The following is a 26,401-nucleotide window of genomic DNA, read 5'->3' on the forward strand; positions in this document are numbered from 1 at the left end:
CTCAGGTCATTCGCCTCAGTCGGTCGAGATCGAGCACGGTCCAGGCACCATCGCGTTTCTCGACCAACTGCTGTTCCTTGAAATAGGTGACCTCGCGCTGCACGCTCTGCCGCGTGACGTCGAAGATGCTCGCGATGTCCGACTGGGTGAAGGGGAAGTCGAGCGCGATCGGGCTGGACGTCAGGTCGCCAGCGCATTTCTCGGCAAAGTCGGCGAACATGTTCGCGATCTGGACCCTCAGGCGGGTGGTCGCCCGCATCTCGCGCGCAGTGAACTGTCGGCTGATGATTGCAGCGAACTTCCGGCACAGCGCCTCGGGAATCGCACTGTGGCTGTGATAGAGGTCCCAGAAATCATTTTCGTGCAGCACGCGGACGCGGCTTTTTACCATCGCGATCGATGTATGGTTGTAGGGACGCCGTGAAACGACGGCGGTCTCGGCAAAACAATTGCCGGCGACGAAGATCGTGATGAGCGCTTCGCTGCCATCTTCATGCAATCCGACGAGGCGGACATAGCCTTCGGCGACCTGGAACATGCGCGTCGCGCTGCGACCCGCCTCGGCGATGATCTCGCCGGGGGCGACTTCGACTTCGCTCATTCGGGATAAAACCGCGTCCCGTGCCCGGCCGGGCAGATCACCGATCCAGTTTTCGTGCGTAATAATTCTTTGCATCGACCGAGCTGGCTTGCCTCCCCGCGTGGCGCCATTAGCGCGGTTTTCCGGACATGAATGTAACATAGGTGTCACGCCGCGACCAGCGAACCGATGCACAAGGCCATCGAATCACGGATCGGCCGAAGCCGACCTGCAGAAAAGGGAGAGGACCGATGGCATCAACGAAAATAAGCATCCTGCGCGCTTCGAGCGCATTGCTTGCAACGCTGGCTGCGCCCGCGATGGCGCAGGAAACGCCCGCCGCCCCCGCTGAAGACGCGCAGGCCGCGCAGGGATCGGGCATCGACGAAATCATCGTGACCGCGCGCCGCCGCGAAGAATCGCTGCAGAGCGCGCCGATCACCGTCACCGCCTTTTCGGGCGACCAGCTCGAGCAGAAGGGGATTACCGATTTTGCGCGCCTTGCGCAGGCGACGCCCGGGATCAACTTCGATGCTTTTCCCAAGGCGGCGCCGCGGCCCTTCTTTCGCGGCGTTGGCAGCAGCAACCAGGGTGCGGGGGGCGACCCGTCGTCGGTGGCTTTCCTCGACGGAGTCTACCTCGGCCGCGCGGCGATGCTGGGCATCGATTTCTACGACCTCGAACGCGTCGAGGTGCTGAAGGGGCCGCAAGGCACGCTGTGGGGCAAAAATGTCGTCGCCGGATCGGTCAACTTCGTGACCGCGAAGCCGGTCGATCATGCCGAGGCCGACGCCCAGCTGACCTTCGGCGAATATGGCCAGATGAACGGCAATCTGATGCTCAACGCGCCGGTGACCGACGGGGTTGCCGCGCGCCTGACGCTGGGAGCGGTGACCAACGACGGGTTTCGCAAGACCATCGACGGCCGCGCGCTCGACGACGAGAACAAGCTGTCGGCGCGGCTGCATGTTCGCGCAGACCTGGGCCCCGATACCTGGCTGCTCCTGACCGGCGATGTCGCGAAGCAGGATTTGTCGGACAGCTCGCGCTACAATGTGCTGCTCAACCCGTTCACGCCAGGCGAAGGTTATGCCGACTTCGACAATCCGCGCCGCGCCAATCCCGACCGGCTGGGCTTCACCAAGTCGACGACCGGCGGCGCGCGTGCCGAACTGTCGACCGACGTTCTCGGCTTCGCGAACTGGACGACCGTCGCCGCGTGGCGCACGCTCGATTATGATTTCTCGAACGATCTCGACGGGACCGACGCCGCGACCAATGCGGCGACGGGCCTGCCGGTGAGCGGGCTGCAGGTGCTGGCGCGCGAAAAGGCCGATTCCTATTCCCTCGAAAGCAGGCTGTCGTCGCTTCACGGCGGGCCGTTCAGCTGGGTCGCGGGGGTCTTTTACAACCGCGACGAAGTGTTCCGCGAGCGCGAGACGCAGCAGTCGGCGACCCCGACGACGATCAACCGCTTCTTCGGCCATTCGGTGAACAACAGCTATGCGGTGTTCGGCGAGGCGCAGTACAAGTTCGATTTCGGCCTGCGCTTCTTTGCAGGCGGGCGTTATACGCAGGAAAAGAAGACCTATGATGCGCGCCGGCTGCAGGGCGCGATCGCAGCCCCGACGACCAGTTACGACACCGGCGACACGCCGGGGGTCTTCGACAAGGGCGTGTTCACCTATCGCGTCGGCGCGGATTTCCGGTTCAGCGACAATATCTTTGCCTTTGGCACCGTATCGACGGGGTTCAAGTCTGGCGCGTTCCAGGAACAGCCCAGTTCGGCTGCGCTCGCGCGCATTCCGACCGATCCCGAACGGCTGACCAACTATGAAATCGGGCTCAAGACCGACTGGCTGGACCGCAAGCTGCGCGCCAATATATCCGCCTTCTGGATGGATTACCGCGACTTCCAGACGATCAAGGTCGTCCCCGACGCGACGCAGGGACCGGTTGGCACGCGCGTGACCGTCGATTCGGCCGACGCGACGATCAAGGGCGTCGAAAGCGAATTCATTCTCGCGCCGGTCGACTGGTTCGACGCGACCGTCCGCTACACCTATCTTCACCCCTATTTCACGCGCTTCATCCAGACCGCGGGTTTCGACATCAACGGCGATCCGACTTTTGTCGATGGCGCGGGGAACCGGATGAGCCGCACGCCGAAGCATGCTGTGACCGCAACCGCGGGCCTGCAAAGCTCGCGCGATGCATCGTGGGGCTGGCTGCGCGCCGAAGTGACGATGGACTATCAGAGCGACGCGTTCGAGAACAATATCAATGACTTCAAGGAATATCGCAAGCCGCGCACGCTGTGGGACGCCAGCCTGACCTATCACCTTGACGACCGCTATTCGGTGCAGGTCTGGGGGCATAATCTGACCGACAGGAATTATCGCATCTGGCAGACTAACGGCGGCGTATACCAATATGTCCAATATGGCGCGCCGCGACAGTTCGGTGTGACGCTCCGCGCAAAGTTCCTGTGATGCACGAAGGGGATACGCCGCGCTGCAAGGTTCTGGTTCCGTCGGGCGTGCTCGGGGCGGGCTGCAACGACGAGGCCTTTCAGCGCGGCGTTGCGCTTGCCCCCGATTGCCTCGCCATCGATGGCGGATCGACCGATTCCGGGCCGCATTATCTGGGCACCGGAACGTCGAAGATGACGCGGCAGGCGACGAAGCACGACCTTCGTCAGATGATGCTCGCGCGCGACCGATTGGGCGTGCCGCTGCTCGTCGGATCGTGCGGCACTTGCGGTACCGATTCGGGGGTCGACTGGATGGCCGGCATCGCGCGCGAGATCGCCCGCGAAGAGGGGCTGATAGCCCGTCTCGCGCTGGTTTATTCGGAGGTATCGGCGGACGATCTGTTGCCGCTGCTGGGCGCCGGCAAGATCGATCCGCTCGACCCCGCCTTGCCGCTGACGCGCGAGCGCTTGCTTGAATGCGACCATATCGTCGGCCTGCTCGGTTACGAACCACTTGCCGATGCGATCGCGAAGGGCGCCGATATCATCCTGTCGGGGCGCACGACCGACACTGCCGTCCTGTCGGCGGTCCCGCTGATGCGGGGTTTCCCCGCCGGTGCCTCGTGGCATGCGGCGAAGACCGCCGAATGCGGCGGGCTGTGCACGGTGCACACGCGGATGGGCGGCGTGATGCTGTCGATCGACGCCGATGGCTTCGATATCGAGCCGCTGCACGCGGCGAACCAGTGCACGCCGTATACGGTGTCGGCGCATCTGCTTTACGAGAATAGCGATCCGTTCCGGCTGCGCGAACCCGGCGTTCTGCTCGACGCGAGCGATGCGCGTTACGACGCCGTCGACGAAAGAACGGTACGCGTGACCGGTTCGCGCGCCGAGAAAATGCCCTACACGGTCAAGCTCGAAGGATCGGGCGCCGCGGGATACCGGACGATGGTGTTCAGCGCGATCGCCGATCCCAAGCTGCTCGCACGGTTCGACGAATGGCTCGGCAATCTCGATGCCTTTCTGCGAGCGGGTATCGCGCGCGTGCTCGGCCTCGAAGAAGGCGACTACGGGATCGAATTTCGCCCCTATGGCAAGGATGCAGTGAACAAGACGCCCGCCGCGACGCCGCCACACGAGGTCGGACTGATGACGCTTGTCTGGGCGCCGACGCAGGAACTGGCGACAGAGATCGCCAAATACTGCAACCCGTATATCCTGCATTTCCCGCTCAACCTCGACGATCCGTTGCCGAGCTTCGCCTTTCCTTTTTCGCCCGCCGAGGTCGAATTGGGACGCCATTACGAATTCAAGCTCAACCATGTCGTCCGCATCGACCGGCCCGACGAACTGGCACGGACGCACTTCGAGACGATCGGGGAGACGGCGCATGGCTAAGCTCGGCGAGATCGCCAGATATGTCCGGTCGAAAAGCGCCGGCCCCTTTTGGGTGACGATCGATATCTTCTGCCACGACGCCGAAAGCTTCGAGCGGATTGCGCGCGCGCCGCAGCTTGCGCCGCGCGCGATTGCCGACCTGTTCGGTGTGTCCGAAAATGCGGTGCGGCAGTTTCGCCTGCCGTCGATCCAGGTCTTCAAGATCAGCTTCCCGCGCACCGCGGTGCAGGGATCGCTCGGCGACGTGGATTCGCATGCGGGGCAATATTTCGTCCCGCTGCTCCCGGTCGAAATCGACTAGCTCTCCTCCGCTGCCGACCGGTCGACCTTTCAGGCCGGCCGGTCGGTCTTTCCGGTTTCCTTGCGCGTGCGCAGCGCAGCAAGGTTCGCCTTGTGCGTATTCTCGTCGAGCGGGAAGACGAGCAGGCTGACGATCGCGCCGCCATAGATCAGGATGATCGCGGGCACGAAATAGAGCCCCATCTGGTGCAGCGCCGCTTCCGATATCTCGCCGGGGCGGACCTGTCCCGACAGGCCCGCGGCGGTCAGGATCAGGCTGGCGGCGAACACGCCGGCGCCTGCGGTCGATTTCTTGAGTACATTGTCGACCGAGAAGAGCAGGCCTTCGGACCGGCGCCCGGTCTTGACCTCGCTGTCCTCGGCGACGTCGGCGATCATCGAGGTGATCGCCATCGAGGTCATCAGCGTCAGCATCGCGATCAGCAGCGCTTCAGCGAACAACAGGCCGAAGATGAGCGGGGTGCCGTTCGGCGGCAGCAGCCCGGCGAGGCGGAGCGAGATCGGCGTGACCGATACGATCATCAGCGCGGCGAACATCGCAATTCCGCCCTTTTTCTTGCCGAGCCAGCGCGTGATCCACGGACCGATCACGATTCCCATCAGCGCAGCGATCATGCCCGCGATCGGCAGATAGGACAGCTGGCTTGGCGTCAGTTCCCAGAAATAGACCTGGAAATAGGTCGCGAGCCCGCCGACCATCCCGGTCGCGATCGCGGTAAACAGGCCCGCCGCGTTGGCAAGCCAGAGCGAACGGTTGGCAAGCGTCTGGGCGAGTTCGCGGAACAAAAGGCCGATCGTCAGCTTGCGTTGCGGCGGCTGGCGCAGCCACGGGATACGGTGGTGCGTGCCCATCGCGCAGCCGAGGATGCTGAGTGCGATCGCGATGCCGGCGAGCATCGCATATTGGCCATAGGACGCGCGGACGAACAGCCCGCCGCGATCCTCGTCGAAGAAAAAGCTGTAGGCGATCCAGATCATCGTCAGGCCGCCCGCGAAGGTGAAGAAATAACGGCTGGCAATCAGCGAGGTGCGCTGGTGATAGTCGGTCGTCAGTTCGGCCGACATCGCCGACGCGGGCACCTCGAAGAAGGTGTCGATCGATCTGAGGAGAACGATGCACACCGTCATATAGGCGATCAGCGCGCCCGGCGACCAGCCGACCGGCGGTGTCCAGAGCATCACAAACACGATCGCGTAGGGAATCGCCGAGAAATAGATGAACGGGTGGCGGCGGCCCCAGCGGCTGCGGAAATTGTCCGAAATCTGGCCGATGACCGGATCGAACAGCCCGTCGAGGATCAGCGTCACCGCGAGCGCGCTGCCGACCCACGTCGCCGGCAGGCCGACGACCTGGCTGTAGAAGAGCAGCAGGAAGGTCGAGATGCTGCGATTCTTGATCCCGTTCGACGCCGAGCCGAGGCCATAGAAAAGCATCGTGCCCCAGCCGAGCGGCGGGGCTTCGTTCAACGCCGGGGCATCGGCAGCGGGATCCTGTCCGGCGCCTGCCGGATCCGTACGTTTTTTACCCGCCACTTATGTCTCTCCCTTTGCCGCCGCTGTCCGGCGATCGACCGGACCTATCAGGCGCAGCGGCAAAGGAATGACAACTAAGTTACATTTTGTCCGCGTGTGTATTCATGCGCGAAACGCATCGTGCTGCAATTAATGGTACGGACCCTAGTCGCGGAAGCCCGGGTCGATGCGGTCGAGCTTGCGGAGCAGCGCGGGCCAGGCAAGGCTCTGCGCGAGCATCCCCATGCCCTCGGGCTGCGTCTGCTGCTCGACCTTTTCGGCGACGCCCTGATTGGGGTTGTTGAGCCCCTCGCGTCCGACGCCGAGCATCAGCACCTGCGCCTCGCACGCGCGCTCGAGAAAATACATGCGCAAAAACGCCTGCGCGACGGTCGCGCCGACGGTCAGCGTGCCGTGGTTGCGCAGGATCATCATATTCTTCGTGCCGAGGTCGGCGACGAGCCGTTCGCGTTCGTCGAGCTCGGTCGCGATGCCTTCGAAGTCGTGGTAGGCGACGTCGTGCTGCGCGATCATTGCGGTCTGGGTATGCGGCAGCAGCCCGCACGCCATCGCCGAGACCGCCTGACCGTGCGGCGTGTGAAGGTGGAGCACCGCCGCTGCGTCCTCCCGTCCTGCATGGATCGCCGAGTGGATGACGAAGCCCGCGCGGTTTACCGGCGCGGGCGTATCGGTCACCTTGTTGCCTTCGATATCGATCTTCACCAGCGACGATGCGGTGATCTCCTCGAACATATGCGTATAGGGATTGATCAGGAAATGATGATCGGGCCCGGGCACGCGCGCCGACAGGTGGGTAAAGATCAGGTCGTCCCATCCATAGAGCGCGACGAGCCGGTACGCCGCCGCGAGGTCGACGCGCAGCGCCCATTCCTCGTCCGATACGGTGTCGCGGATGGTGGGTCTTTCCAGCAAGGTCGTCATGAACAGTCTCCCGATATGTCGGGTCCTGCCTATCAGGACGCCGCATCCGCGACTGCCAAATCCTTTGCAATTCGCGAGTCTGTCCGATCGCCTGCGGGAGGGCGCCCGGGTACCCCGATTGGCCCCGTTTGCCGATAGTGAGGGCGCATATAACGATGCATAATCCCGTTTTGAGCCATTTATGGACTCTGTATGTTCTCCTGCGTCAGGCCAACCCGATTGACTTCATCCGGCGACGCGCAAGGTGATGCGGACGGCCAACAAATACACCGGCCTTAGCCAGATCGATGCGCAGGGTGCCCCAAGACGGCTTCCGCGCGAGGGGAGGATTTATGCCTGAATTCCGGACACGTCCGCTGTTGCTTGCTTCCACGACTGCCATGCTTTTCTGCTCGGCCCCATCCTTCGCCCAGACCGGGTCGGCGCCGGCGGTGCCGGATGAAGAGGCCCAGACGTCGCAAGCCGGTATCAACGATATCGTCGTGACCGCGCGTCGCCGCGCGGAATCGCAACAGGATACGCCGGTAACGGTCACCGCGGTGACGGGCGCCGAGCTTCAGGCCAAGGGGATCACCGACGCGGCGCGGCTCGCGCAGGTGACGCCGGGCATCAATTTCGACGCCTTTCCGAAATCGGCGCCGCGCCTGTGGTTCCGCGGCGTCGGCGGCGGCGCGGGCAGCGCCGGCGGCGATCCGTCGTCGGTGGCCTTCCTCGACGGCGTCTATCTTGCGCGCCCCGCGATGCTCGGTATCGACTTCTACGACATGGAACGTGTCGAGGTGCTGAAGGGGCCGCAGGGCACGCTGTGGGGCAAGAATGTCGTCGCGGGTGCGGTGAATTTCATCACCGCGAAACCGGTCGACCGCTTTGAATCGACCGCGCAGCTGACCTTCGGCGAATATGGCCAGCTTAACGGCAATCTGATGCTCAACGCGCCGATCACGGACGGGATCGCCGCGCGCCTCGTCCTCGGTGCCGAAACCAACGACGGTTTCCGCAAGACCGTCGACGGCCGCGCGCTCGACGACGAGAACAAGCTGTCGGCGCGCCTTCACGTCCGCGCCGACATCGGCGAGCGAAGCAGCTTGCTGCTTTCGGCCGACATCGCCAATCAGGACCTGTCGGACACGTCGCGCTTCAACGTCTTCCTGCTGCCCTTCACGCCGGGCAAGGGGTATGCCGATTACGACAATCCGCGCCGCGCCAACCCCGACCATCTCGGTTTCAACACATCGAAAACGGGCGGCGCGCGCGCCGAATTTTCGACCGACCTCGGCTTCGCGAACTGGACGACGACGGCGGCGTGGCGGACGCTCGACTTCGATTATGCCAATGATCTCGACGGCACCGACGTCGCGACCAATGCCCTGATCGGGCTGCCGGTATCGGGGATCCAGGTATTTCAGGTCGAATCGGCGGATTCCTATTCGGCCGAAACGCGGCTGTCGTCGAACGGCGGCGGTGCGTTCAACTGGGTCGCGGGCCTCTATTACAACCACGACGACATCCACCGCCAACGCGAGACGCAGCAGTCGGCGACCCCGACGACGATCAACCGTTTCTTCGGCCATGCGAAGAACAACAGCTATGCGGTGTTCGGCGAGGCCGAATATGGTTTTGACTTCGGGCTGAAGCTGCTCGCCGGCGGGCGCTATACGAAGGAACGGAAAGTCTATCGCGCGCGGCGTCTGACCGGCTCGCTCGCCGCGCCGACGACGGCGTATGACACAGCGGACTCGCCCGGCGTCTTCGACGACGGCATCTTTACCTATCGCGTCGGCGCCAATTGGCGCTTCAACGAGAATATCTTCGCCTTCGCGACGGTGTCGACGGGGTTCAAGGCGGGCGCGTTCCAGGAACAGCCGAGCAACGCCGCGCTGGCGCGCGTTCCGACCGACCCCGAACGCGGCACCAATTATGAAATCGGGCTCAAGACCGACTGGCTTGACCGCCGGCTGCGCGTCAACGTCTCGGCGTTCAGGATGAAGTATCGCGATTTCCAGACCGCGAAGGTCGTGCCCGACGCGACGCAGGGACCCACGGGTTCGCGGGTGACCGTCGATTCGGGCGATGCGACGATCAAGGGGGTGGAGACCGAGGTCATCATCGCGCCCGCGCGCTGGATCGACGCGACGGTTCGCTATACCTATCTCGATCCCTATTTCACCGATTTCGTCCAGACATCTGCTTTCCTCGCCGACGGCACGCCGGTGATCACCAACGGTGCGGGCAACCGGCTGAGCCGCACGCCGAAGCACGCGCTGGCGGCCGATCTGGGCGTGCAGACGTCAGAAGATGCCGATTGGGGCTGGCTGCGTGCGCAGGTGTCGATGGATTATCAGAGCGACATCTACGACAACAATATCAACGACTTTCTCGAATACCGGAAAGCGCGAACGCTGATCGATGCCAGCCTGACCTATCATCTCGACGATCGCTTCTCGGTCCGGCTGTGGGGCCGCAACCTCACCGACAAGACCTATCGCATCTGGCAGACGGGCAACAGCTTCTACCATTATGTCCAATATGGCGCGCCGCGTCAGTTCGGCGTCACCTTCAGCGCGGCGTTGCGGTAAGGGGGCAGGGCGTGCCGGCCGGGGGCGGCGGCACGTCCACCGCGATAAGGGAATGGAATCGCAAACATAATGCTCATGCTTCTCGGCTATCTCATGGTCCTGACCTTCATGGTCCTGATCATGACCAAGCGCATGTCGGCGCTCGTCGCGCTGACCGTTGTTCCCATCGTCTTCGGACTGCTTGCGGGTCATGGCGCCGACCTTGGCGCGATGGCGGTCGACGGCATTTCGAAGCTGGCGCCGACGGCGACGCTGCTGCTGTTCGCCGTGCTCTATTTCGCGGTGATGATCGATGCCGGCCTGTTCGACCCGCTCGTCGGTCGCGTCCTCAAATTCGCGGGCGACGATCCGGTGCGCGTGTCGCTGGGTACGGCGATCCTTGCGCTCGTCGTCGCGCTCGACGGCGATGGCGCGACGACGGCGCTGATCACCGTCACCGCCTTCCTGCCCGTCTATCGCCGGCTCGGGATGAATCCGCTGGTCCTTGCGGTCAATCTGGGTTCGGCATCGTGCGTGATGAACCTCACGCCATGGGGCGGGCCGATGGGGCGCGCGGCGGCGGCGTTGCACATCGATCCGTCGGATATCTTCGTTCCGCTGCTCCCGACATGGGCGGCGGGGATCGCCGGAACGCTGCTGATCGCCTGGCATCTCGGGCGCAGGGAACGCGGACGGATCGCGGTCGAGGGCACCGAAGTGCACGGCGCCGGCGGGCCAATCCTTTTCGATCGCGACGAAACGCTGCGGCGCCCGGGGCTGTTCTATTTCAACCTCGCACTGACGCTCGCCATCCTCGGCGCCGCGATCAGCGGGATCGTGCCGCTGCCGCTCGTGTTCATGATCGGCCTTTCCATCGCACTGCTCGTCAATTATCCGAAGGTGTCGCAGCAGGGTGAGCGCATCCAGGCGCATGCCGAAAACGGTCTGCCGATCGTGCTGCTGATCCTCGCTGCGGGTTCCTTTACCGGCGTCATGCAGGGTACCGGAATGATCGATGCGATGGCGGATGGCGCGGTGACGCTGATTCCGCCCGAGCTTGGTCCGCACATCGGGGTCGTGACCGCATTTCTGGCGATGCCGCTGACCTTCGTGCTGTCGAACGACGCCTTCTATTTCGGCGTCGTGCCGGTGATCGCCGAAACCGCGAGCCACTATCAGGTCGCGCCGGAAGTCATTGCGCGGGCGTCGCTGCTCGCCTTGCCGATCCACGGGCTCAGCCCGCTGATCGCCGCGATCTATCTGCTCGCGGGATTGATCGGAAAGGATGTCGGCGAAATGCAGCGCTTCGGCCTAAAATGGGCCTTCCTCCTGTCATTGATCCTGATCGCCGCCGCGACGCTGACCGGTGTGATCCTTTAGCGGGACGGGCACCCCGCACATAAAGAACGGGCCGATCCGCCAGCGGATCGGCCCGTTCTCTTTTTGCCTTTGTCCGATCAGAAGCCGAGCCAGGTTCCGTCCTGCAGCCGCTGCTTCGTCGCGCGCTGGCACTCGGCGTAGATGCCGAGGAAGCGGTTGACGCCATCGACGCCCATCGCGAACGGGTTGGGCGCGTTCGGATCCGCCTTCAACTGCCGCAGATGGTAATACATCGCGCTTTGATAGGGGTGGGTGTTGATCAGCGTGTCGGCGCCAAGCTGTGCTGCGGCCGAGCGCAGATAATCGGTCGAGATCGCATATTGCGCCGCTTCTTCGGGCTGATCGTTGCCGCTCATGATCAACAGGTTGCGGACGCCGCCCTGATGGCGCACCGGAACGACCACCGCCATCTGACCCGGTGTGTGACCGGGCGTCAGCATCGCGAAAACCTCTGTATTATCACCCGTCCGGATCTTCAGCATCCCGGTCTTGAGCCCCGGAGTTGCGGGCACGCGGATGTCGAACCGTTCGGGAATCGAGCGGAGGCGAAGGTCGCGGAGCGCCGCAGCTTCTTCGGGGGTCTTTGGCTTCGCGCGCGGCGAGGCGAGGGCGTTGGCGGGCTCGACCGGCTTTCCGGCGAGCAGGTTGGTGCGCGCCGTATCGATGATGCGCGCGTCGGGTTCACTGATCACGACCCTGGCGTTGGGCGCCAGCGTGCGCATCATGTTGACCCCGCCGGTATGATCCCAGTGGAAATGCCCGACGAAGACGTGCGTGATGTCCTTCGGATCGAGCCCCGCGGCGGGCATTTCGGACAACACCGCTTTCTCGAATTCTTCGGGCGTGCCCATCGTGTCGAACAGCAGCAGTCCCTCGGGCGTCTTGACGACGACGACGCCCAGCCCGTTGGCGCCGAAATACCAGGCATTATCGAGGAAACGCGCGCCGCCGGGCGTGAACAGCTCGCGCGCGTGGCCGGTGTGGAAAAAGCCTTTCGGCGAAACCATGTCGCGTGTGACGTCGGACGGGGTATCGACCGCCTGCCCGGTGCCGGCGTCGCCGACGCTGCGATATCCGGTTTCGCACCACACGCGATATTCCCAGCGGATCAACGGATTGTCGTCGACCAGCGCCAGCGCTTTCGCGGCATCGTTATAGCCTTGCGCAAGCGGCATGTCGGGTTTCAGCGGGCCGCGAAACGGCCTGGCTTCACCTTCGCCCGCGTCGTGGCCGAGGCCGGGCGCGGCGAGCGCGGCGGCGATGCATGTGGCGAGCGCGAGCCGGGTCCATCGATGTCGCATTTTCATTCCCTCCCTGATGATCGGGGGCGGATGATCCGCCCTGGAAAATCAGGGATATCGGGGCCGCGAACCCCGCTCAATCGCGCAAAACCTATGGTTTCATGCGTGGCGCGGCTTGACTATCCGGACTCGCGACCGCCCGGGAGGACGCGCCGGACGACAAGGCGCGCGAGCGGCGGCGCGACGGTCATGACGACGATCAGTCGCACGACCTGCGCCGCGAGGATCAGCGGCAGGTCGACATGCGTGCTCGTGGCGATGATCAGCACCGAATCGAGCCCGCCGGGACTGAGCGCGAGATAGGCCGACAGCGCGTCGACCCCGATCACGTGCGCGAGCGGCCACGACAGGATGCCGCACAGCGCGATCATCGCAGCGATTACGGCGGCGATGCGCGGCATGAGCTTCATCGAGGCGCGGAGCGAGGCGCGCGTGAATTTGAGGCCGATATTCCAGCCGATCACCGCGAAAACCGCCGCGGCGAGGAAGGCGGGCAGCTCGAGCCGGCCGAGGCCGCTGATCTGGAGGAACGCGCCGCCGATCATCGGGACGAACAGGATCGCGATCGACCGCTTGCTGACCCACGCGGCGATTGCACCGAGCAGCGCGAGGGCCAGCGTTTCGGTAAAGGCCAACCCGTCGATCGGCGGGAACCAGACGACGCCGGACCCTGTCGTCGGAATGCCGTGGCTATTCGCCTCGGGGCTGCCCATCAGGGTGCCGACCAGAATTGCTACGAGCGCGGCGACGAGGACGCGCAGATATTGCATCACCGCGACGATCCGGGCGTCGCTACCGTACATTTCGGCGAGCATCACCATCGCCGACGCGGCACCGGGCGAAAGCCCCCAGACGGCGACCGTGCCGGGGAACCAGTTGGCGCGGCTGACCACGATCGCGAGGGTCACGGTCGCGAGAACGACGGCGAGCACGAAGGCAAACAGGATCGGCAGATAGGCGAGAGCCGAGTTCAGCAGTTCGGGCGAAATCGCCATGCCGAGCCGGCAGCCTAGCAGCGCCTGCGCGCCCATGACGACCGGTCGCTGCATCTCGAGCTTGCCATGATATTGCGCGATGACGATCGCCGACAGCATCGGACCGAGCATCAGCGCCGCCGGGACGTGGAGCGTGCGGAGCGCCCAGGTGCTCGCGATCGACAGGATCAGCAGCGCCGCCCAGGCACCGGCGCGCCGGGCGGCCGAAGCCTTGTTTTCGGCGCCATCATCATCGGGCGCGTCGTCGGCGGGCTCCGCCATCAGTCGGCCATCGCCGCGAGTGCGGCCTGATCGAGAATATGGATGCGGCCATAAGAGGTCGCGATGCAGCCGGCCGCCTTCAGGTCCGACAGCAGGTTGCCGAGATGCTGGCGCGACATGCCGACGCGGCCTGCAAGATCCTCCTGGCTGATCTGCAGCACCGGGTGGTCGAAACCCGCTTCGCGCGAAGCCATGTTCAGGATCATTTCGGCAAGCCGCGCCCGGCTGGGCTTTGCGAGCATCGAGCCGATATAGGACAGCGCTGCCCGCTGATGGGCGCATCCGATCAGCGCGACATGGCCGTAAATGCCGGCGTCGGTCTTTGCGAAGGCGTCGATGTCGCGCAGCGGCAGGTGGAGCAGTGCAACCGGGCCCTGGCAGATCGCATCGTGCGGGCGGGGGCCGCGGTCGACCACCGAAAGCTCGCCGAACCAGTGCCGCCGCCGCGCGACCAGCGTGAGGAGTTGGCGCCCGACCGCAGGATAGGCCATCAGCCTGACCTCGCCCGACACGATCTGGTAGAGGCCGTCGGCCTCGTCGCCCACCGCATAGACGCGCGCGCGGTCGGCGAAATGGCGCAGCCGGACGCGTGCGCGGATGAAATCGCGCGTCTCCTGCGGCAGAAGCGATAGCCAGCGGTCGTCGTCGCCCAGCGTTTCGTGCATCGCAGCCTTTCCGGTCGCGGCGGTCACAGAGGGGCGCGCGGGCTCAATCGCCCGAGTCCGCGAAGTGGCCGTCGCTTGCGACCTGCTCGATACAATGCGCGACCCAGCCCGCCGAACGGCCGATCAGATAGGGCGCCTCGCTCGAACTCAGTCCGACGAATTCGCGCCGCGTCTGCAGGCCGGTGAGCGCCTCGGCAAACGTGCTCACGAAAGCGAAATTGGGTCGCAGTCCGCCGAATTCATGGGCGAGTTCGATCGCGCGGCGCAGCTTGCGATACTCGGCGCGATCGGAAAGCGCATGGTCGCAGAAGGTGACGAGCGCCGCCGCGCGCGGATCGCCGTCGGGATAGATCGGACTGCCGAAACCCGGCAGTTCCTGATTCTCCTTGATCTGCCGCGTCACCACGACTTCGGGATCGGGCGCCGCCAATATTTCGCCGATGAAACGGCGCAGCGATTCATTCTGTCCGAACTTGCTCTGCCGCCCCACTGCGAGCGCGAGCCCGACCGAGACCGAGCGCCAGGGCGTGACGCCCGCGCGTGCGACCATGCGCACGGCATAGGTGTTTTCGTTGACGCCATGATCGGCGGCGAGGATCAGCACGCGGCGCAGGAGTTCGGTCTGTTCGGGCTGCAGCGCCAGCGCGCGCTCGAACTGCAGGTGGACGGGGTCGGCCGATGCCTCGCGCTTGTTGAGGATGATCGCGGTCAGCCAGCGGACGATGTCGACCCCGGTCGCGGCCATGCCCGCGTGGCTGAGGTCATATCCGCGCGGGTTCGCTTGCTCGAGGAACGGGAAATGCGCGATCGCGCGGTCGACCCCGGCCTCGGCCGCGAGCAGCGTGTCGAGCCGCTCGAAAAGCGGCGAGCCTCGCGGCGCCGGGCGGTCGAAAACCGATGCGTCGACATCCCACAATCGCGCCGCCACCTGTTCGAAGGTCGCGCTGTCCGACAGTTCGGCGGCGCTGCGGCCGCGGTAGAAGATTTCGTCGTCGCCGATCGTCGTGATCCGGCTTGCGATCTCGATGCCGCCACTGGCGGCCGAGCGTCCGCTGCGCGCCTTGATCTGTTCGACATCGACGCGGCGATAACGATGCTGGCGCGTCCCCGGCACCGGACGCGAACGGATGCCCTTGCGGCTGACGTAAGCGTAGATCGTGGCGCGCGATACGCCGAGAATGCCTGCAGCTTCCTCGGCCGAGATGTAATCGTCTTCCATCCTCTTTTGGTTACATGTTGATAGTGATTCGTCAATCTTGACGTTGATCGTGCGGTGTTACAATTTGAGACCCTGTTCGGCGAGTGAATCGGATGCGGGGATATGGGGTGGATATGATGGTCGAGGCGGTTGACGAGATCACTTTGCGTGGCCCCGATGTGCTGATCGAAGGCATGCGCGATGCGCGCTATGCCCCGCCGCATCGCTTCGCGTGCAGGAAGTTCGCCAACGGCGAGGTGCGGATCGAAAATCTGGGCGAATATCCGACCGGATGCCGGACGATGAACGCCGCGCTCGATCATTGGGCGACCGCCGCACCCGATCGGATCTGGCTGGCCGGGCGATCGGGGGCGGGCTGGCGAACGGTGAGCTATTCGGAGGGCCGGAGCCGCGTCGCCCGTCTCGCGGGCGCGCTTGCGCATATGGGTCTCGATCGCGTCAGTCCGCTGCTGATCCTGTCGGCCAATTCGATCGACAACGCGCTGATCAGCTACGCCCTCATGCGGATCGGCGGGGTCACCGCGCCGGTGTCGCCGCAATATGGGCTCGCGGGCGCCAACCCCGCGCGGCTTGCCGCCGCCTGCTCGCGGATAAGACCGCGAGCCGTCTACGTTGAGGATGCGGCGCTGTTCGCCGACGGGCTGGAGTTCGGGTGCGTCGCGGGCCTGCCGGTGATCGCGTCGGCGAACCCGCGCCCCGGCGACATTCCGATCGACGCGCTTTATGGCGGCGAGGAGGTGACGGCACGCGAGCAGCCCGCCGATGCCGCGCGCTATCTGTTGACTTCGGGTTCGACGGGCATGCCGAAGGCCGTGGTCTGCACGCAGCGCATGATCGCGCTCAACGTCGCGCAGCTTGCCGCCTGTTTCGACGACCCCGATCCGCCCGTCTGGGTCAATTCGGCGCCATGGAGCCACAGTATGGGCGCGCATTCGGTGCTCCATCAGGCGCTCCATCGGGGCGGCACGCTCTATATCGATCGCGGCCAGCCGACCGCGGCGCGCTTCGGCGAGACGCTGCGCAACCTCGCCGAAATCTCGCCGACCTCGCATTCGATGGTGCCTGCGGGCTGGATGATGCTGGCCGACGAACTGGATCGCGATCCCGCACTGGCGCGCCGCTTCTTCGACCGCGTGCGTGTCGTCCAGAACGGCGGCGCCGCGCTGGGGCAGGACATTGTCGACCGGTTCGAGGCGATCGCGGTGCGCACGGTTGGCGAGACGATCAGTTTCGGCAGCGGTTATGGCGCGACCGAAACCGGCCCCTCGGTCGCTAATGTCCATTGGCCGAACATGCGCATGGGGCTGCTCGGGCTGCCGATCCCGGGCACCGCGATCCGCCTCGTACCGACCGACGGCAAGCTCGAGCTGCGCGTCGCGGGGCCGCAGGTGATGGATGGCTATCTGGGCGCACCCGAAGCCACCGCCGCGGCGTTCGACGAACAGGGCTATTACCGGCTTGGCGATGCGGTCCGCCTGTCCGATCCGGACAATCCGGTGAGCGGTCTCGTCTACGAAGGCCGGTTGTCGGAGAATTTCAAGCTGGCGAGCGGCACTTTCGTCGGGGTCAGCGAATTGCGGCTGGCTCTGCTGTCGGCGATCGGGCCTGCGGTTTCCGACGCGGTGATCTGCGGCGAGGACAGGGCCGAGATCGGCGCGCTTTTCTACCCCGATCCGCGCCGCGATCGCGCCGGGGTCGAGGCGGCCGTCACGGAAGGCCTGCACCGCTTCAACGCCAAGGCAAAGGGGCAGGGCGGCCGGATCGGCCGGGCGCTGGTGCTTGCCGGCGCACCCGATCCGCGGCGCGGCGAGATCACGGACAAGGGCTATATCGCGCAGTCGGTGGCGCGCAGTCTGCATGCCGGTGCGATCGGCGCATTGTTCTCCGGCGGACCGGGTGTGATCATCGCCGGTTGATCGTCCGGCCGGCGCCGCGCGGGCGCCGGCCGGATGCAGTCAGTCGAGTTCGATGTCGAGCAGACGCACGAACATCTGGCCGCTGTGCAGGTCGCGTTCGACGCGCGATCCCGACGGGGTCGGGCGCACGCACGAAATCTTGACCATGTTCAGGCTTTCGACGGGAAAGCTCTTCACCTGCGACGGTTCGGCGCCGAACAGGCGATGAAAGGTTTCGGGGCCGATCGCCGGATGGCGTGCGTACCGCGCGAAATCTTCGCGATCCTTGAAGAACAGGTCGAATGTCACCCAGAAGGGGCCGGCGTTTTTCGACCGGACATAGCTGCAAATTTCTCCGACGCTTGCCATTATGCCGCCTCCCCGACGCTCAGATCGACCCATTCGGTCCGCACCAGTTCCATCGGATCGTCGCATTCGACGACATGGTTGAGGCGGAATTCGTAAAGCTGGCCGCGCGGGATGTCCGCGGGGCTGAAAGCAAAGCCATAGCTCGGCATTTCGCCGTGATGGCCGGGCATATACATGTGGAAGAAGATCGGGTTGCACGCCTTGGCAATCTGGTTCGCCATTTCCTGCGTATCGGCGGTCGCGACGAACAAGACGCCGACTTCGCGCGGCGGCGGCGTGCCCTCGGGTACCTTTTCGCCCGACACGGCGTTCCAGCCGTAGAGGCGCAGCGAGATGTGGAAATCGCCCGCCGCGTCGCCGATCGTCATTCGCACACGGTTGTACAGATGCTTGGTCATGTTCGCTTCGAAGGTTTCGAGGTCGTTCAGCACCACCGGATCCTGGATGCCGACAAGCATCACGGTCTGGTACTGGCCCGCTGAAGCACCCTCGAGCTTCATCGTATAGGGACGCTCTTCCCAGACCGATCCGGTGACGCGCGTGATGCGCGGATCGACCAGCTCATAGCGGCTGTCGGTCGTGTGGAGCACGCCGCCGGGTTCGGTGAGCGAGAAGGGGTCGGAATTTTCGTACAGCATGTGGGCCGAGACGCTGTGCGGCGTGCATTTGTTGACCGCGTTCAACGCTTCGACCTCGAAACCGTCATTGTCGATCCGGATCAGGATCCCGCGACCGTCGACCTCCTTGATCGATGCCTGACCGCCGCATTCGCCGATCTTGCCAGCATGCCAGCTTGGCCCGGGCGGCGCACCCTTCCACAGCGCATAACAGCAGATGGCGGCGGTATCGGTCGTGCGGCCGCCGAGGATGATGTCGGCGCCGGCTTCGAGCGCGGCCATGAAGGGTTCGGGGCCCATCGCCGCGACGATATGCTCGCAGGAATCGATCGTGGCATCGTCGAGCGGGCCCATCGGTGCGAGCGGGCGAATGCGGCCCGCGGCGTTCTTCGCTTTCAGCGTGTCCTTGCTCTGCTCGGAATAAAGCAGCGCGATCTTCGGGCGGATACCCAGTTCGCGCGCGACTTCGACCGCGATATCGCGTGTCCATTCGAGATTGAGGTCGCCGCCTGCCTGGCCGCTGGTCCCGACCACGATCGGGATGCCCGCCTTCGATGCGGCCTTCATCATGATCGTCAGGTCGCGCTTTACCGCGCCGCGATTGTTCTTCGAAATGCCCAGCGCCAGATAGGCGGCACCGCTGTCGGTCGATCCGGCATCGGTTGCGATCACCTGCGCGCCGCGGGCGATGCCATAATCCATCTCTTCCTCGTTCGCGCCCGCGCCGAGCGATCCGTTCGGGACCATTATCACGACCGGTTCGGTCAATCCCCGCGTCATATTTCATCTCCTTGCTTGAACGCCATCGCGATCGGTGAAACGGATGCATGCGTCAAGATGTACAAAAGTCGTCAATATATGTTTCTTTCGGCCTCCAAACTCGTGTGCGGAGCGGTAAACGGGCGAAACGAAGTGGCGCTCGCGCTTGCCGTATGATTTCATAGCCTTTGTGCGATTGAGATTGGGGGGATCGGTCGATACCCGAGGTCGCAAGTGACCCGAATGGCAGCGAGAGGACCCGAAGTGCAGAACCGGCGGATAGTCGTGACCCAGCGTTTTTTCGACGAGGAAACCGTTGCTTATCTTGAGGGTGCGGGGTGCGAGGTGATTCAGGCCGAGCTGCCGGCGGGGCAGGCCGACGGCAATCTCTCGCATGACGAACTTGTCCGGATGATCGATGGCGCCGCGGGCTGGATCGTGGGGCACGCCCGCGTCACGCGCGAACTGCAGGCCGCCTTGCCCGACCTTCGGATCATCTCGCGGCGCGGGGTCGGTTATGAGCGCGTCGATATCGCGGCTGCAAATGACCTCGGAAAGGTCGTGTGCATCGCCGCCGGGGGCAACGACGCGTCGGTCGCCGACCATACGATGGCGCTGATGCTCGCCGCGGGGCACCGTTTCCGCGAAACGCAGCAGAATATGATCGGCGGCAACTGGTCTATCCTTATGGGGTCGGACTTGTACCAAAAGACCGTCGGCATCGTCGGTCTGGGCCGGATCGGGCGCAGCCTGGTACAACGCCTGCAGGGGTTCGACGTCGAAATCCTCGCGGTCGAACAGCATGTCGACGCCGATTTCATCGCGCAGAACAGCATCACGCTCGTCGAACTCGACGAATTGCTGGCCCGAAGCGATTATGTTTCGGTGCATGCGCCGCTGACCGCCGAAACGCACTTCATGATCGACGCCGCGGCGCTTCGGCGGATGAAACCGACCGCGATCCTGATCAACGCCGCGCGCGGCGGACTTGTCGACGATCGTGCGCTGCTCGCGGCGCTCAGGTCGGGCGAGATCGCCGCGGCCGGCCTCGATGTCTTCGTGAGCGAGAGCGATCCCGACTACAAGGCCGTGACCGACGAACTGATCGCGCTGCCGAACGTCATCGCGACCCCGCATGCCGGGGCTTCTACGCGCGAGGGGCTCGACCGCACGAACATGGTCGCGGCGCGCTGCGTCGTCGCGGTGCTCGATGGCGGCGATCCCCCCGCGCAATGCATCGTCGCCGACGGCCGGGGCGCGGGATAGGGCTTTGGGCGTGAGGCCGATATCATGACGACGCCATCCGGAGCCGACCATGAGCAGCTCGCGTTGCGGCGCATGTTCGACGCGGCGGTGACAAGTGCGCTGCCGTCGCGCATCGTTTCTGCCGCGCTGCCGCCGCAGCCGAAAGGCCGCACGGTGGCGATCGGCGCCGGAAAGGCGAGCGCCGCGATGGCGGCGGCGCTTGAGGCGCATTGGGGCGGTCCCTTGTCGGGGCTGGTCGTCACGCGCCACGGACACGCGGTGCCCTGCGAACATATCGCGGTCGAAGAGGCGGGGCATCCGGTTCCCGATCAGGCGGGGATCGACGCGACCGGCCGGATGCGCGCGCTGCTGAAGGGGCTGGGCCCCGACGATCTGGTGATCGCGCTGATGTCCGGAGGCGGCTCGGCCCTGCTCAGCGCGCCGCCGCCGGGCATTTCGCTCGCCGACGAACAGCGGCTCGCAAAGGCACTGCTCAAAAGCGGCGCGACGATTTCCGAAATCAACTGCGTGCGCAAGCATCTGTCGATGGTGAAGGGCGGGCGGCTCGCGCTCGAAGCGGCGCCGGCGCGGGTCGTGACGCTCGTCATCTCCGACGTGCCTGGCGACGACCCCTCGACGATCGCATCGGGACCGACCGTTCCCGATCCGACGACGCGCGAGCAGGCACTGGAAATTCTTGCCCGCTATGGTCTGGCTGAACCCGGACCGGTCGCCGAATGGCTGGCGGATCCGGCGAGCGAGACACCGAAACCGGGAGCATTTGACGCCGAATGCCATGTGCTCGCAACGCCCGCGATGGCGCTGGACGCAGCCGCGACGGTCGCACGCGATCTCGGCTATGCGCCGCTGATCCTTGGCGACGCGATCGAGGGCGAGGCGCGCGAGGTTGCAGCGATACACGCCGATATCGCACGCCGGGTTTGCGAGAGCGGTGCGCCGGTGTCGGCACCCTGCGTCCTGCTGTCGGGCGGCGAGACCACGGTCACCGTCCGCGGCGACGGGCGTGGCGGCCGCAATGCCGAATATCTGCTCGCGCTTGCCGTGGCGCTGGACGGCATGACGGGCGTCCACGCACTCGCCGCCGACACCGACGGGATCGACGGGACCGAAGACAATGCGGGGGCGATCATCGGCCCCGATATCCTGTCGCGCGCGCACGGCGCGGGGCTGTCCGCCGCCGACTGTCTGGCGCGAAACGACGCGTACCGCTTTTTCAGTACGACCGGGGCGCTTGTGACGACCGGTCCGACCAAGACCAATGTGAATGATTTTCGCGCGATCCTGATCGATGGCCCGCGCGTCCGGGGAGGCCATCCAGAATGAACAAGACGAATGTCCACCGCATCGCGGTGATACCGGGTGACGGCATCGGCCAGGAAGTCGTGCCCGAAGGCATAAGGGTGCTCGAAGCGGCGTCGGCGCGCTACGGCTGCGGGTTCGAATTCGACTATTTCGACTTCGCCTCGTGCGACTATTATCTGAAGCACGGCCAGATGATGCCCGACGACTGGAAACAGCAGATCGGCGGCCACGACGCGATCTTCTTCGGCGCGGTCGGCTGGCCCGAAACGGTGCCCGACCATGTCTCGTTATGGGGATCGCTGATCCAGTTCCGGCGCGAGTTCGACCAATATGTGAACCTGCGCCCGGTCAAGCTGATGCCCGGCGTGCCGAGCCCGCTGGCGGGCCGCAAACCCGGCGATATCGACTTTTTCGTCGTCCGCGAAAATACCGAGGGCGAATATTCGTCGATCGGCGGCAAGATATTTCCCGACACCGACCGCGAGGTCGTGGTGCAGGAAACGGTGATGACGCGCGTCGGGGTCGACCGCATCCTGCGCTATGCCTTCGAACTCGCGCAGCGCCGCGAAAAGAAGCATCTGACGTCGGCGACCAAGTCGAACGGCATTTCGATCACCATGCCCTATTGGGACGAACGCGTGGAAGCGATGGCGACCAGCTATCCCGACGTGCGCTGGGACAAATATCATATCGACATATTGACCGCGCATTTTGTCCAGCATCCCGACTGGTTCGACGTCGTTGTCGCGTCGAACCTGTTCGGCGATATTCTCTCGGACCTCGGCCCCGCCTGCACGGGCACCATCGGGATCGCGCCCGCGGGCAATATCAACCCCGAGCGTCGCTTTCCCTCGCTGTTCGAACCGGTCCATGGATCGGCGCCCGACATCGCGGGGCAGTGGATCGCCAATCCGGTCGGACAGATCTGGTCGGCGGCGCTGATGCTCGACCATCTCGGCGAGTTCCAGGCGTCGCAGGCAGTGCTGACGGCGATCGAGGCGGTGCTGTCCCAGCCCGGGCTGCGCACGCGCGATCTCGGCGGCCCGGCGGGGACGGTCGAATGCGGCAAGGCGATCGCCGACGCGCTCGCCTGACGGCGCGTCCGCTCGCGGTCAGGCGGGGTTCGCCGCCTCGATCTTGAGCAGCCGGCTCCAGAAGGCTTCGGCAGCGGGCGATTGGCGCGCCTTCGGACGCCATAACCGGATCTCGATCGGTACTTCGTCGGATTCGCCGCCCGCGCGCACAAGCCGGCCCGCGGCAAGGTCGTCCTCGACGAGGCTCAGCGCCGACCAGGTCACCCCGCGCCCGTCGCGTGCCATCGCGGCGAGCACGCTGGCGAGATGCGAGGCGAAGGCGGGTTGCGGTTTCGGCGGCAGTCCTTTCGTGGCCCACGCCGATGCCAGGATCCGCCCCATTCCCGAATCGCTGGTGAAGGCGAGCTGCGGCGTATCGGCGGTGATGCCCGACGCGACGACCTGCGGCGCGGCGACGGGGAGGAGAATGTCGCTTCCCAGCCTGACCGACCGGAAATCGGAACCGAGCCGGACGTTCGCGGCTTCATGATGGTGGCACAAGAGGAACTGCGCGCGACCTTCGATCATCAGCCGCTCGCACGCGACCATATTGTCGGCAATGAGCTCGATGGTCACATTGCGCTGCGCATCGATTTCGAGGCTCCGCAGCCAGCTCGGGAAAAAGGTCAGCGAAAGGACGTGCGTCGAGGCGAAGCGCAGCGTTTCTGACGACGCCTTGGCCACCGCGCGCGCCTCCTCGCGCCCGAGCTGGAGCCGGCGCAGCGTTTCCTCGGCGGTGGTCCGGAAGCGGTCGCCCGCCGCGGTCAGGCGCACCGTATGCGTGCTGCGGTCGATCAGCACCGCGCCGACCCATTCCTCGAGCGTGCGGATGCGGCGGCTGAAGCTCGGCTGGCTGACCGCGCGCTTTTCGGCCGCTCTCGAGAAGTTTCCGCAATCGATGAGCGTCAGAAAATCTTCGAGTAGGCTGGAATCCATCGGTCTCTTCCTGTCGGCGCGGGCCATCTTGGTCCCAAGAATGCGGGCGAAATACAAGATCGCGAATAGGGCGAATGATTTGATGCGGATTATGCATGGCCGCGCTCGCGCCGTCCGGCCGCCCGACTCGCGCCACCGCTGAAAAGTCCGAATAGTTATTGTAATTGCGAATCGTTCTCGATAATGGCCATCGCACCACTTCCGATCAGAACCCTTGATGCACGCACCACCATCCTCGCGACCGGCGACCAGGAAGAGCCGGAAAGCCTTCTGGCTGAAACAGCTCCACATGTGGCACTGGATGAGTTCGGCTGTCAGCCTGATCGGGTTGCTGCTCTTTGCGATCACCGGCTTCACGCTTAATCATGCTGCCGATATCGAAGGGACGCCCGTCGTCACGCAGGGATCGGCCCAAATGCCGCCCGCGCTGCTCGCGCGGCTCAAGGCGGCGGCGCCTGCTGCCGAAAAGGCACCGCTGCCGCCCGCGATCATCGAATGGGTCGAAAGCAGTTTTCCGGTCAGGGCATCCGCCGAGGCTGAATGGTCGGCCGATGAAGTCTATCTGCCCGCACCGCGCCCCGGCGGCGATGCGTGGGTTGCGATCGATCTTGCGACCGGCGCCGCGTCGAGCGAGGTCACCAGCCGCGGCTGGATCTCGTACCTCAACGATCTGCACAAGGGACGCAATTCGGGCGGCGAGTGGAGCCTGTTCATCGATATCTTCGCCTTCGCCTGCCTCGTCTTCGCGATCACCGGCCTGTTTCTGCTCCAGCTCCATTCGGCGAAGCGCAAGAGCACCTGGCCGCTCGTCGGCCTCGGCCTCGCGATTCCCGCCGCGATCGCGATCATCTTCATTCATTAGGGAGACCAGTCCATGCAGCTTTCCACCCCCGCGCGCATCTTCGGCGGAACGATCGGCCTCGGTGCCATGCTCACCGCCCCGGCGCTCGCGGCCGCACCGGGCACGATGGACGTCACGGTCAACATTCCGCGGCTGAAGGTCGCCGAATATCACAAGCCCTATGTCGCAATCTGGGTCGAAAAGGCCGGCGCTCCCGCAAAGACCGTCGCGGTCTGGTACGATTATGACATGAAGGCGAACGAAGGCACGAAGTGGCTTCGCGACGTGCGCCAGTGGTGGCGCGCCGCAGGGCGATCGATGACCTTCCCGGCGAACGGCATCACCGGCGCGACGCGCGCGCCCGGCGCGCACAAGATCTCCTTCACCCGCGCTGAGCTCGGTGCGGCCGCGCCCGGCCAATACACGCTGGTGATCGAGGCGGCGCGCGAGGTCGGTGGCCGCGAACTGCTGCGCATCCCCTTCACCTGGCCCGCGAAGGCCGGGGCGGGCGGGCGCGCCGCCGGAACCACCGAATTGGGCGCCGTCTCGGTCGCCTTCCGCTGAGCTTAAGAAGGAACAGGGATATGAAGAAGCATATTTGGGGTTTTGTCGCGACCGCCGCTCTCGCCGCGATCGCCGTCCCGGCGTCGGCGCACCGCCAGTGGATGATGCCGTCGGCGACCGTGCTGTCGGGCGACGATGTGTGGGTCACCGTCGATGCCGCGATCTCGAACGATCTCTTCTATTTCGAACATCATCCGATGCGCCTCGACGCGATGAAGGCGTGGGCGCCCGACGGCAGCGAAGCGGCGATCGAGAATAAGGCGACGGGGCGCTATCGCAGCACCTTCGACGTCCATCTGACGCAAAAGGGGACATGGCGCATCGCGTCGCTGTCCGACGGCGTGTCGGGCAGCTATGACCTGGGTGGCAAGACCGAGCGCCTGCCGCGCGGGACGACGACGGCGAACCTTGCCGAGCGCATTCCCGCGGGCGCGACCAATGTGCGGACCGCCGAATCGAATAACCGCAACGAGATTTTCGTGACCGTCGGCGAACCGACGACGACCCTGTTCAAACCGACGGGGAAGGGGATCGAGCTGGTTCCGGTCACCCATCCGAACGACCTGATCGCGGGTGAGGCCGCGACCTTTCAGTTCCTGCTCGACGGCAAGCCCGCCGCGGGCCTGCCGGTGACGGTGATCCCCGGCGGCATCCGTTATCGCGATCAACTCGGCCAGATGGACCTCCAGACCGGCGCCGACGGCAAGGTCGAGGTCGATTGGACCGCGCCCGGGCTCTATTGGCTCAACGTCACGACGCCGCGCACGGCGCGCGAGGAAGGTGCCGCGCCGACGGCACCGCAGCGCCGCGCGAGCTATGTCACGACGCTCGAGGTGCTTGCGCCCTGACCGACCGCATCCTCGTCCCCCGCGCATTGACCCCCGCGGCCTTCGCGGGGCGCGACGTGCGCGCGGAGATCGAAAGCTTTGCCGGCGAGACCATGGGGACAAGCTGGTCGCTGCAAGCCGCGTCGCCACCCCCCGCGATCGTGCACGGCATCGAAGCGGCGTTCGATCTGGTCGTGGCGCAGATGAGCCAGTGGGAGGCGGGCTCCAACCTCTCGCGCTTTAACCGCGCGCCGCCCGGGCGATGGCATCGCGTGCCGGACGAACTCGCCCATGTCGTCAAGGCGGCGCTTCGGATCGCGCGCGCCAGCGGCGGCGCTTTCGACGCGGGGATGGGCCGCCTGACCGAA

The 26,401-nt window shown here is 65.1% G+C and carries 23 protein-coding genes; 13 read left to right on the top strand and 10 right to left on the bottom strand.

Annotated elements, in window-relative coordinates:
• Position 1 precedes the first annotated feature (1 nt).
• Positions 2 to 601: a Crp/Fnr family transcriptional regulator gene (locus tag VN047_RS11615; protein WP_325542824.1), complete on the bottom strand. Its 600-nt coding sequence runs from the start codon at positions 599 to 601 to the stop codon at positions 2 to 4.
• Positions 602 to 831: 230 nt separating this feature from the next.
• On the opposite strand from VN047_RS11615, the gene VN047_RS11620 reads away from it, so the two are divergent.
• From VN047_RS11620 to VN047_RS11630, 3 genes are read left to right on the top strand one after another with little or no spacing between them, the layout of a single operon-like run.
• Positions 832 to 3,072, top strand: coding sequence for a TonB-dependent receptor (locus tag VN047_RS11620; protein ID WP_325542826.1), 2,241 nt, complete (start codon positions 832 to 834; stop codon positions 3,070 to 3,072).
• Positions 3,072 to 4,454 (top strand): acyclic terpene utilization AtuA family protein, encoded by a 1,383-nt coding sequence (locus VN047_RS11625; RefSeq protein ID WP_325542828.1) that lies wholly within the window; start codon positions 3,072 to 3,074, stop codon positions 4,452 to 4,454. Before VN047_RS11620 ends, VN047_RS11625 begins: the two co-directional genes overlap by 1 nt.
• Positions 4,447 to 4,755: a DUF4387 domain-containing protein gene (locus tag VN047_RS11630; RefSeq protein WP_325542830.1), complete on the top strand. Its 309-nt coding sequence runs from the start codon at positions 4,447 to 4,449 to the stop codon at positions 4,753 to 4,755. Before VN047_RS11625 ends, VN047_RS11630 begins: the two co-directional genes overlap by 8 nt.
• Before the next feature lie 29 nt (positions 4,756 to 4,784).
• Here the strand turns inward: VN047_RS11630 and VN047_RS11635 are convergent, their stop codons facing one another.
• A complete protein-coding gene (locus tag VN047_RS11635) occupies positions 4,785 to 6,287 on the bottom strand; it encodes an MFS transporter (protein WP_325542832.1) in 1,503 nt (500 codons plus the stop codon).
• Between the two features lie 144 nt (positions 6,288 to 6,431).
• Positions 6,432 to 7,208, bottom strand: a complete 777-nt coding sequence (locus VN047_RS11640) for a class II aldolase/adducin family protein (RefSeq protein WP_325542834.1) — start codon at positions 7,206 to 7,208, stop codon at positions 6,432 to 6,434.
• Positions 7,209 to 7,540: 332 nt separating this feature from the next.
• On the opposite strand from VN047_RS11640, the gene VN047_RS11645 reads away from it, so the two are divergent.
• Entirely contained in the window at positions 7,541 to 9,784 is a 2,244-nt protein-coding gene (locus tag VN047_RS11645; protein ID WP_325542836.1) for a TonB-dependent receptor, read from the top strand.
• A gap of 69 nt (positions 9,785 to 9,853) precedes the next feature.
• Entirely contained in the window at positions 9,854 to 11,143 is a 1,290-nt protein-coding gene (locus VN047_RS11650) for a citrate:proton symporter (protein ID WP_325542838.1), read from the top strand.
• Positions 11,144 to 11,220: 77 nt separating this feature from the next.
• Here the strand turns inward: VN047_RS11650 and VN047_RS11655 are convergent, their stop codons facing one another.
• The 4 genes from VN047_RS11655 to VN047_RS11670 all read right to left on the bottom strand — a co-directional run bounded on the left by VN047_RS11655 (position 11,221) and on the right by VN047_RS11670 (position 15,584).
• Positions 11,221 to 12,444 (bottom strand): MBL fold metallo-hydrolase, encoded by a 1,224-nt coding sequence (locus VN047_RS11655; RefSeq protein WP_325542840.1) that lies wholly within the window; start codon positions 12,442 to 12,444, stop codon positions 11,221 to 11,223.
• Between the two features lie 119 nt (positions 12,445 to 12,563).
• Complete coding sequence (locus tag VN047_RS11660) at positions 12,564 to 13,700, bottom strand: AbrB family transcriptional regulator (RefSeq protein ID WP_325542842.1); 1,137 nt, start codon at positions 13,698 to 13,700, stop codon at positions 12,564 to 12,566.
• Entirely contained in the window at positions 13,700 to 14,365 is a 666-nt protein-coding gene (locus tag VN047_RS11665; RefSeq protein WP_325542844.1) for a Crp/Fnr family transcriptional regulator, read from the bottom strand. Before VN047_RS11665 ends, VN047_RS11660 begins: the two co-directional genes overlap by 1 nt.
• Positions 14,366 to 14,408: 43 nt before the next feature.
• The gene (locus VN047_RS11670; RefSeq protein ID WP_325542846.1) at positions 14,409 to 15,584 is read right to left on the bottom strand and encodes a citrate synthase; all 1,176 of its coding nucleotides are present in this window, start codon (positions 15,582 to 15,584) and stop codon (positions 14,409 to 14,411) included.
• A 113-nt stretch (positions 15,585 to 15,697) separates the two neighbouring features.
• Between VN047_RS11670 and VN047_RS11675 the strand changes: the two genes are divergently transcribed.
• Positions 15,698 to 17,500 carry an AMP-binding protein gene (locus VN047_RS11675; protein ID WP_325542848.1) on the top strand — a complete coding sequence of 601 codons (1,803 nt, stop codon included), beginning with the start codon at positions 15,698 to 15,700 and terminating at the stop codon, positions 17,498 to 17,500.
• Between the two features lie 39 nt (positions 17,501 to 17,539).
• Here VN047_RS11675 and VN047_RS11680 read toward each other — a convergent pair whose 3' ends face one another.
• Complete coding sequence (locus VN047_RS11680; protein WP_325542850.1) at positions 17,540 to 17,848, bottom strand: DUF4387 domain-containing protein; 309 nt, start codon at positions 17,846 to 17,848, stop codon at positions 17,540 to 17,542.
• A complete protein-coding gene (locus VN047_RS11685; RefSeq protein WP_325542852.1) occupies positions 17,848 to 19,245 on the bottom strand; it encodes an acyclic terpene utilization AtuA family protein in 1,398 nt (465 codons plus the stop codon). Before VN047_RS11685 ends, VN047_RS11680 begins: the two co-directional genes overlap by 1 nt.
• Positions 19,246 to 19,509: 264 nt before the next feature.
• On the opposite strand from VN047_RS11685, the gene VN047_RS11690 reads away from it, so the two are divergent.
• From VN047_RS11690 to VN047_RS11700, 3 genes are read left to right on the top strand one after another with little or no spacing between them, the layout of a single operon-like run.
• Complete coding sequence (locus tag VN047_RS11690; RefSeq protein ID WP_325542854.1) at positions 19,510 to 20,490, top strand: phosphoglycerate dehydrogenase; 981 nt, start codon at positions 19,510 to 19,512, stop codon at positions 20,488 to 20,490.
• A gap of 24 nt (positions 20,491 to 20,514) precedes the next feature.
• A complete protein-coding gene (locus VN047_RS11695; protein ID WP_325542856.1) occupies positions 20,515 to 21,813 on the top strand; it encodes a glycerate kinase in 1,299 nt (432 codons plus the stop codon).
• Positions 21,810 to 22,886 carry a tartrate dehydrogenase gene (locus VN047_RS11700; protein WP_325542858.1) on the top strand — a complete coding sequence of 359 codons (1,077 nt, stop codon included), beginning with the start codon at positions 21,810 to 21,812 and terminating at the stop codon, positions 22,884 to 22,886. Before VN047_RS11695 ends, VN047_RS11700 begins: the two co-directional genes overlap by 4 nt.
• 18 nt (positions 22,887 to 22,904) lie before the next feature.
• On the opposite strand, the gene VN047_RS11705 is transcribed toward VN047_RS11700, so the two are convergent.
• The gene (locus VN047_RS11705; protein ID WP_325542860.1) at positions 22,905 to 23,801 is read right to left on the bottom strand and encodes a LysR family transcriptional regulator; all 897 of its coding nucleotides are present in this window, start codon (positions 23,799 to 23,801) and stop codon (positions 22,905 to 22,907) included.
• 217 nt (positions 23,802 to 24,018) lie between these two features.
• Between VN047_RS11705 and VN047_RS11710 the strand changes: the two genes are divergently transcribed.
• From VN047_RS11710 to VN047_RS11725, 4 genes are all read left to right on the top strand, one after another.
• Positions 24,019 to 24,663, top strand: a complete 645-nt coding sequence (locus tag VN047_RS11710; protein WP_325542862.1) for a PepSY-associated TM helix domain-containing protein — start codon at positions 24,019 to 24,021, stop codon at positions 24,661 to 24,663.
• A 12-nt stretch (positions 24,664 to 24,675) separates the two neighbouring features.
• Positions 24,676 to 25,206: a DUF2271 domain-containing protein gene (locus VN047_RS11715; RefSeq protein WP_325542864.1), complete on the top strand. Its 531-nt coding sequence runs from the start codon at positions 24,676 to 24,678 to the stop codon at positions 25,204 to 25,206.
• A gap of 20 nt (positions 25,207 to 25,226) precedes the next feature.
• Positions 25,227 to 26,054: a DUF4198 domain-containing protein gene (locus tag VN047_RS11720; RefSeq protein WP_325542866.1), complete on the top strand. Its 828-nt coding sequence runs from the start codon at positions 25,227 to 25,229 to the stop codon at positions 26,052 to 26,054.
• 56 nt (positions 26,055 to 26,110) lie between these two features.
• Positions 26,111 to 26,401 (top strand): FAD:protein FMN transferase (locus tag VN047_RS11725; protein ID WP_325542868.1); only part of this gene is annotated, 291 nt, incomplete at its 3' end.

The organism is Sphingopyxis sp. (assembly GCF_035565275.1).
GTDB lineage: Bacteria > Pseudomonadota > Alphaproteobacteria > Sphingomonadales > Sphingomonadaceae > Sphingopyxis.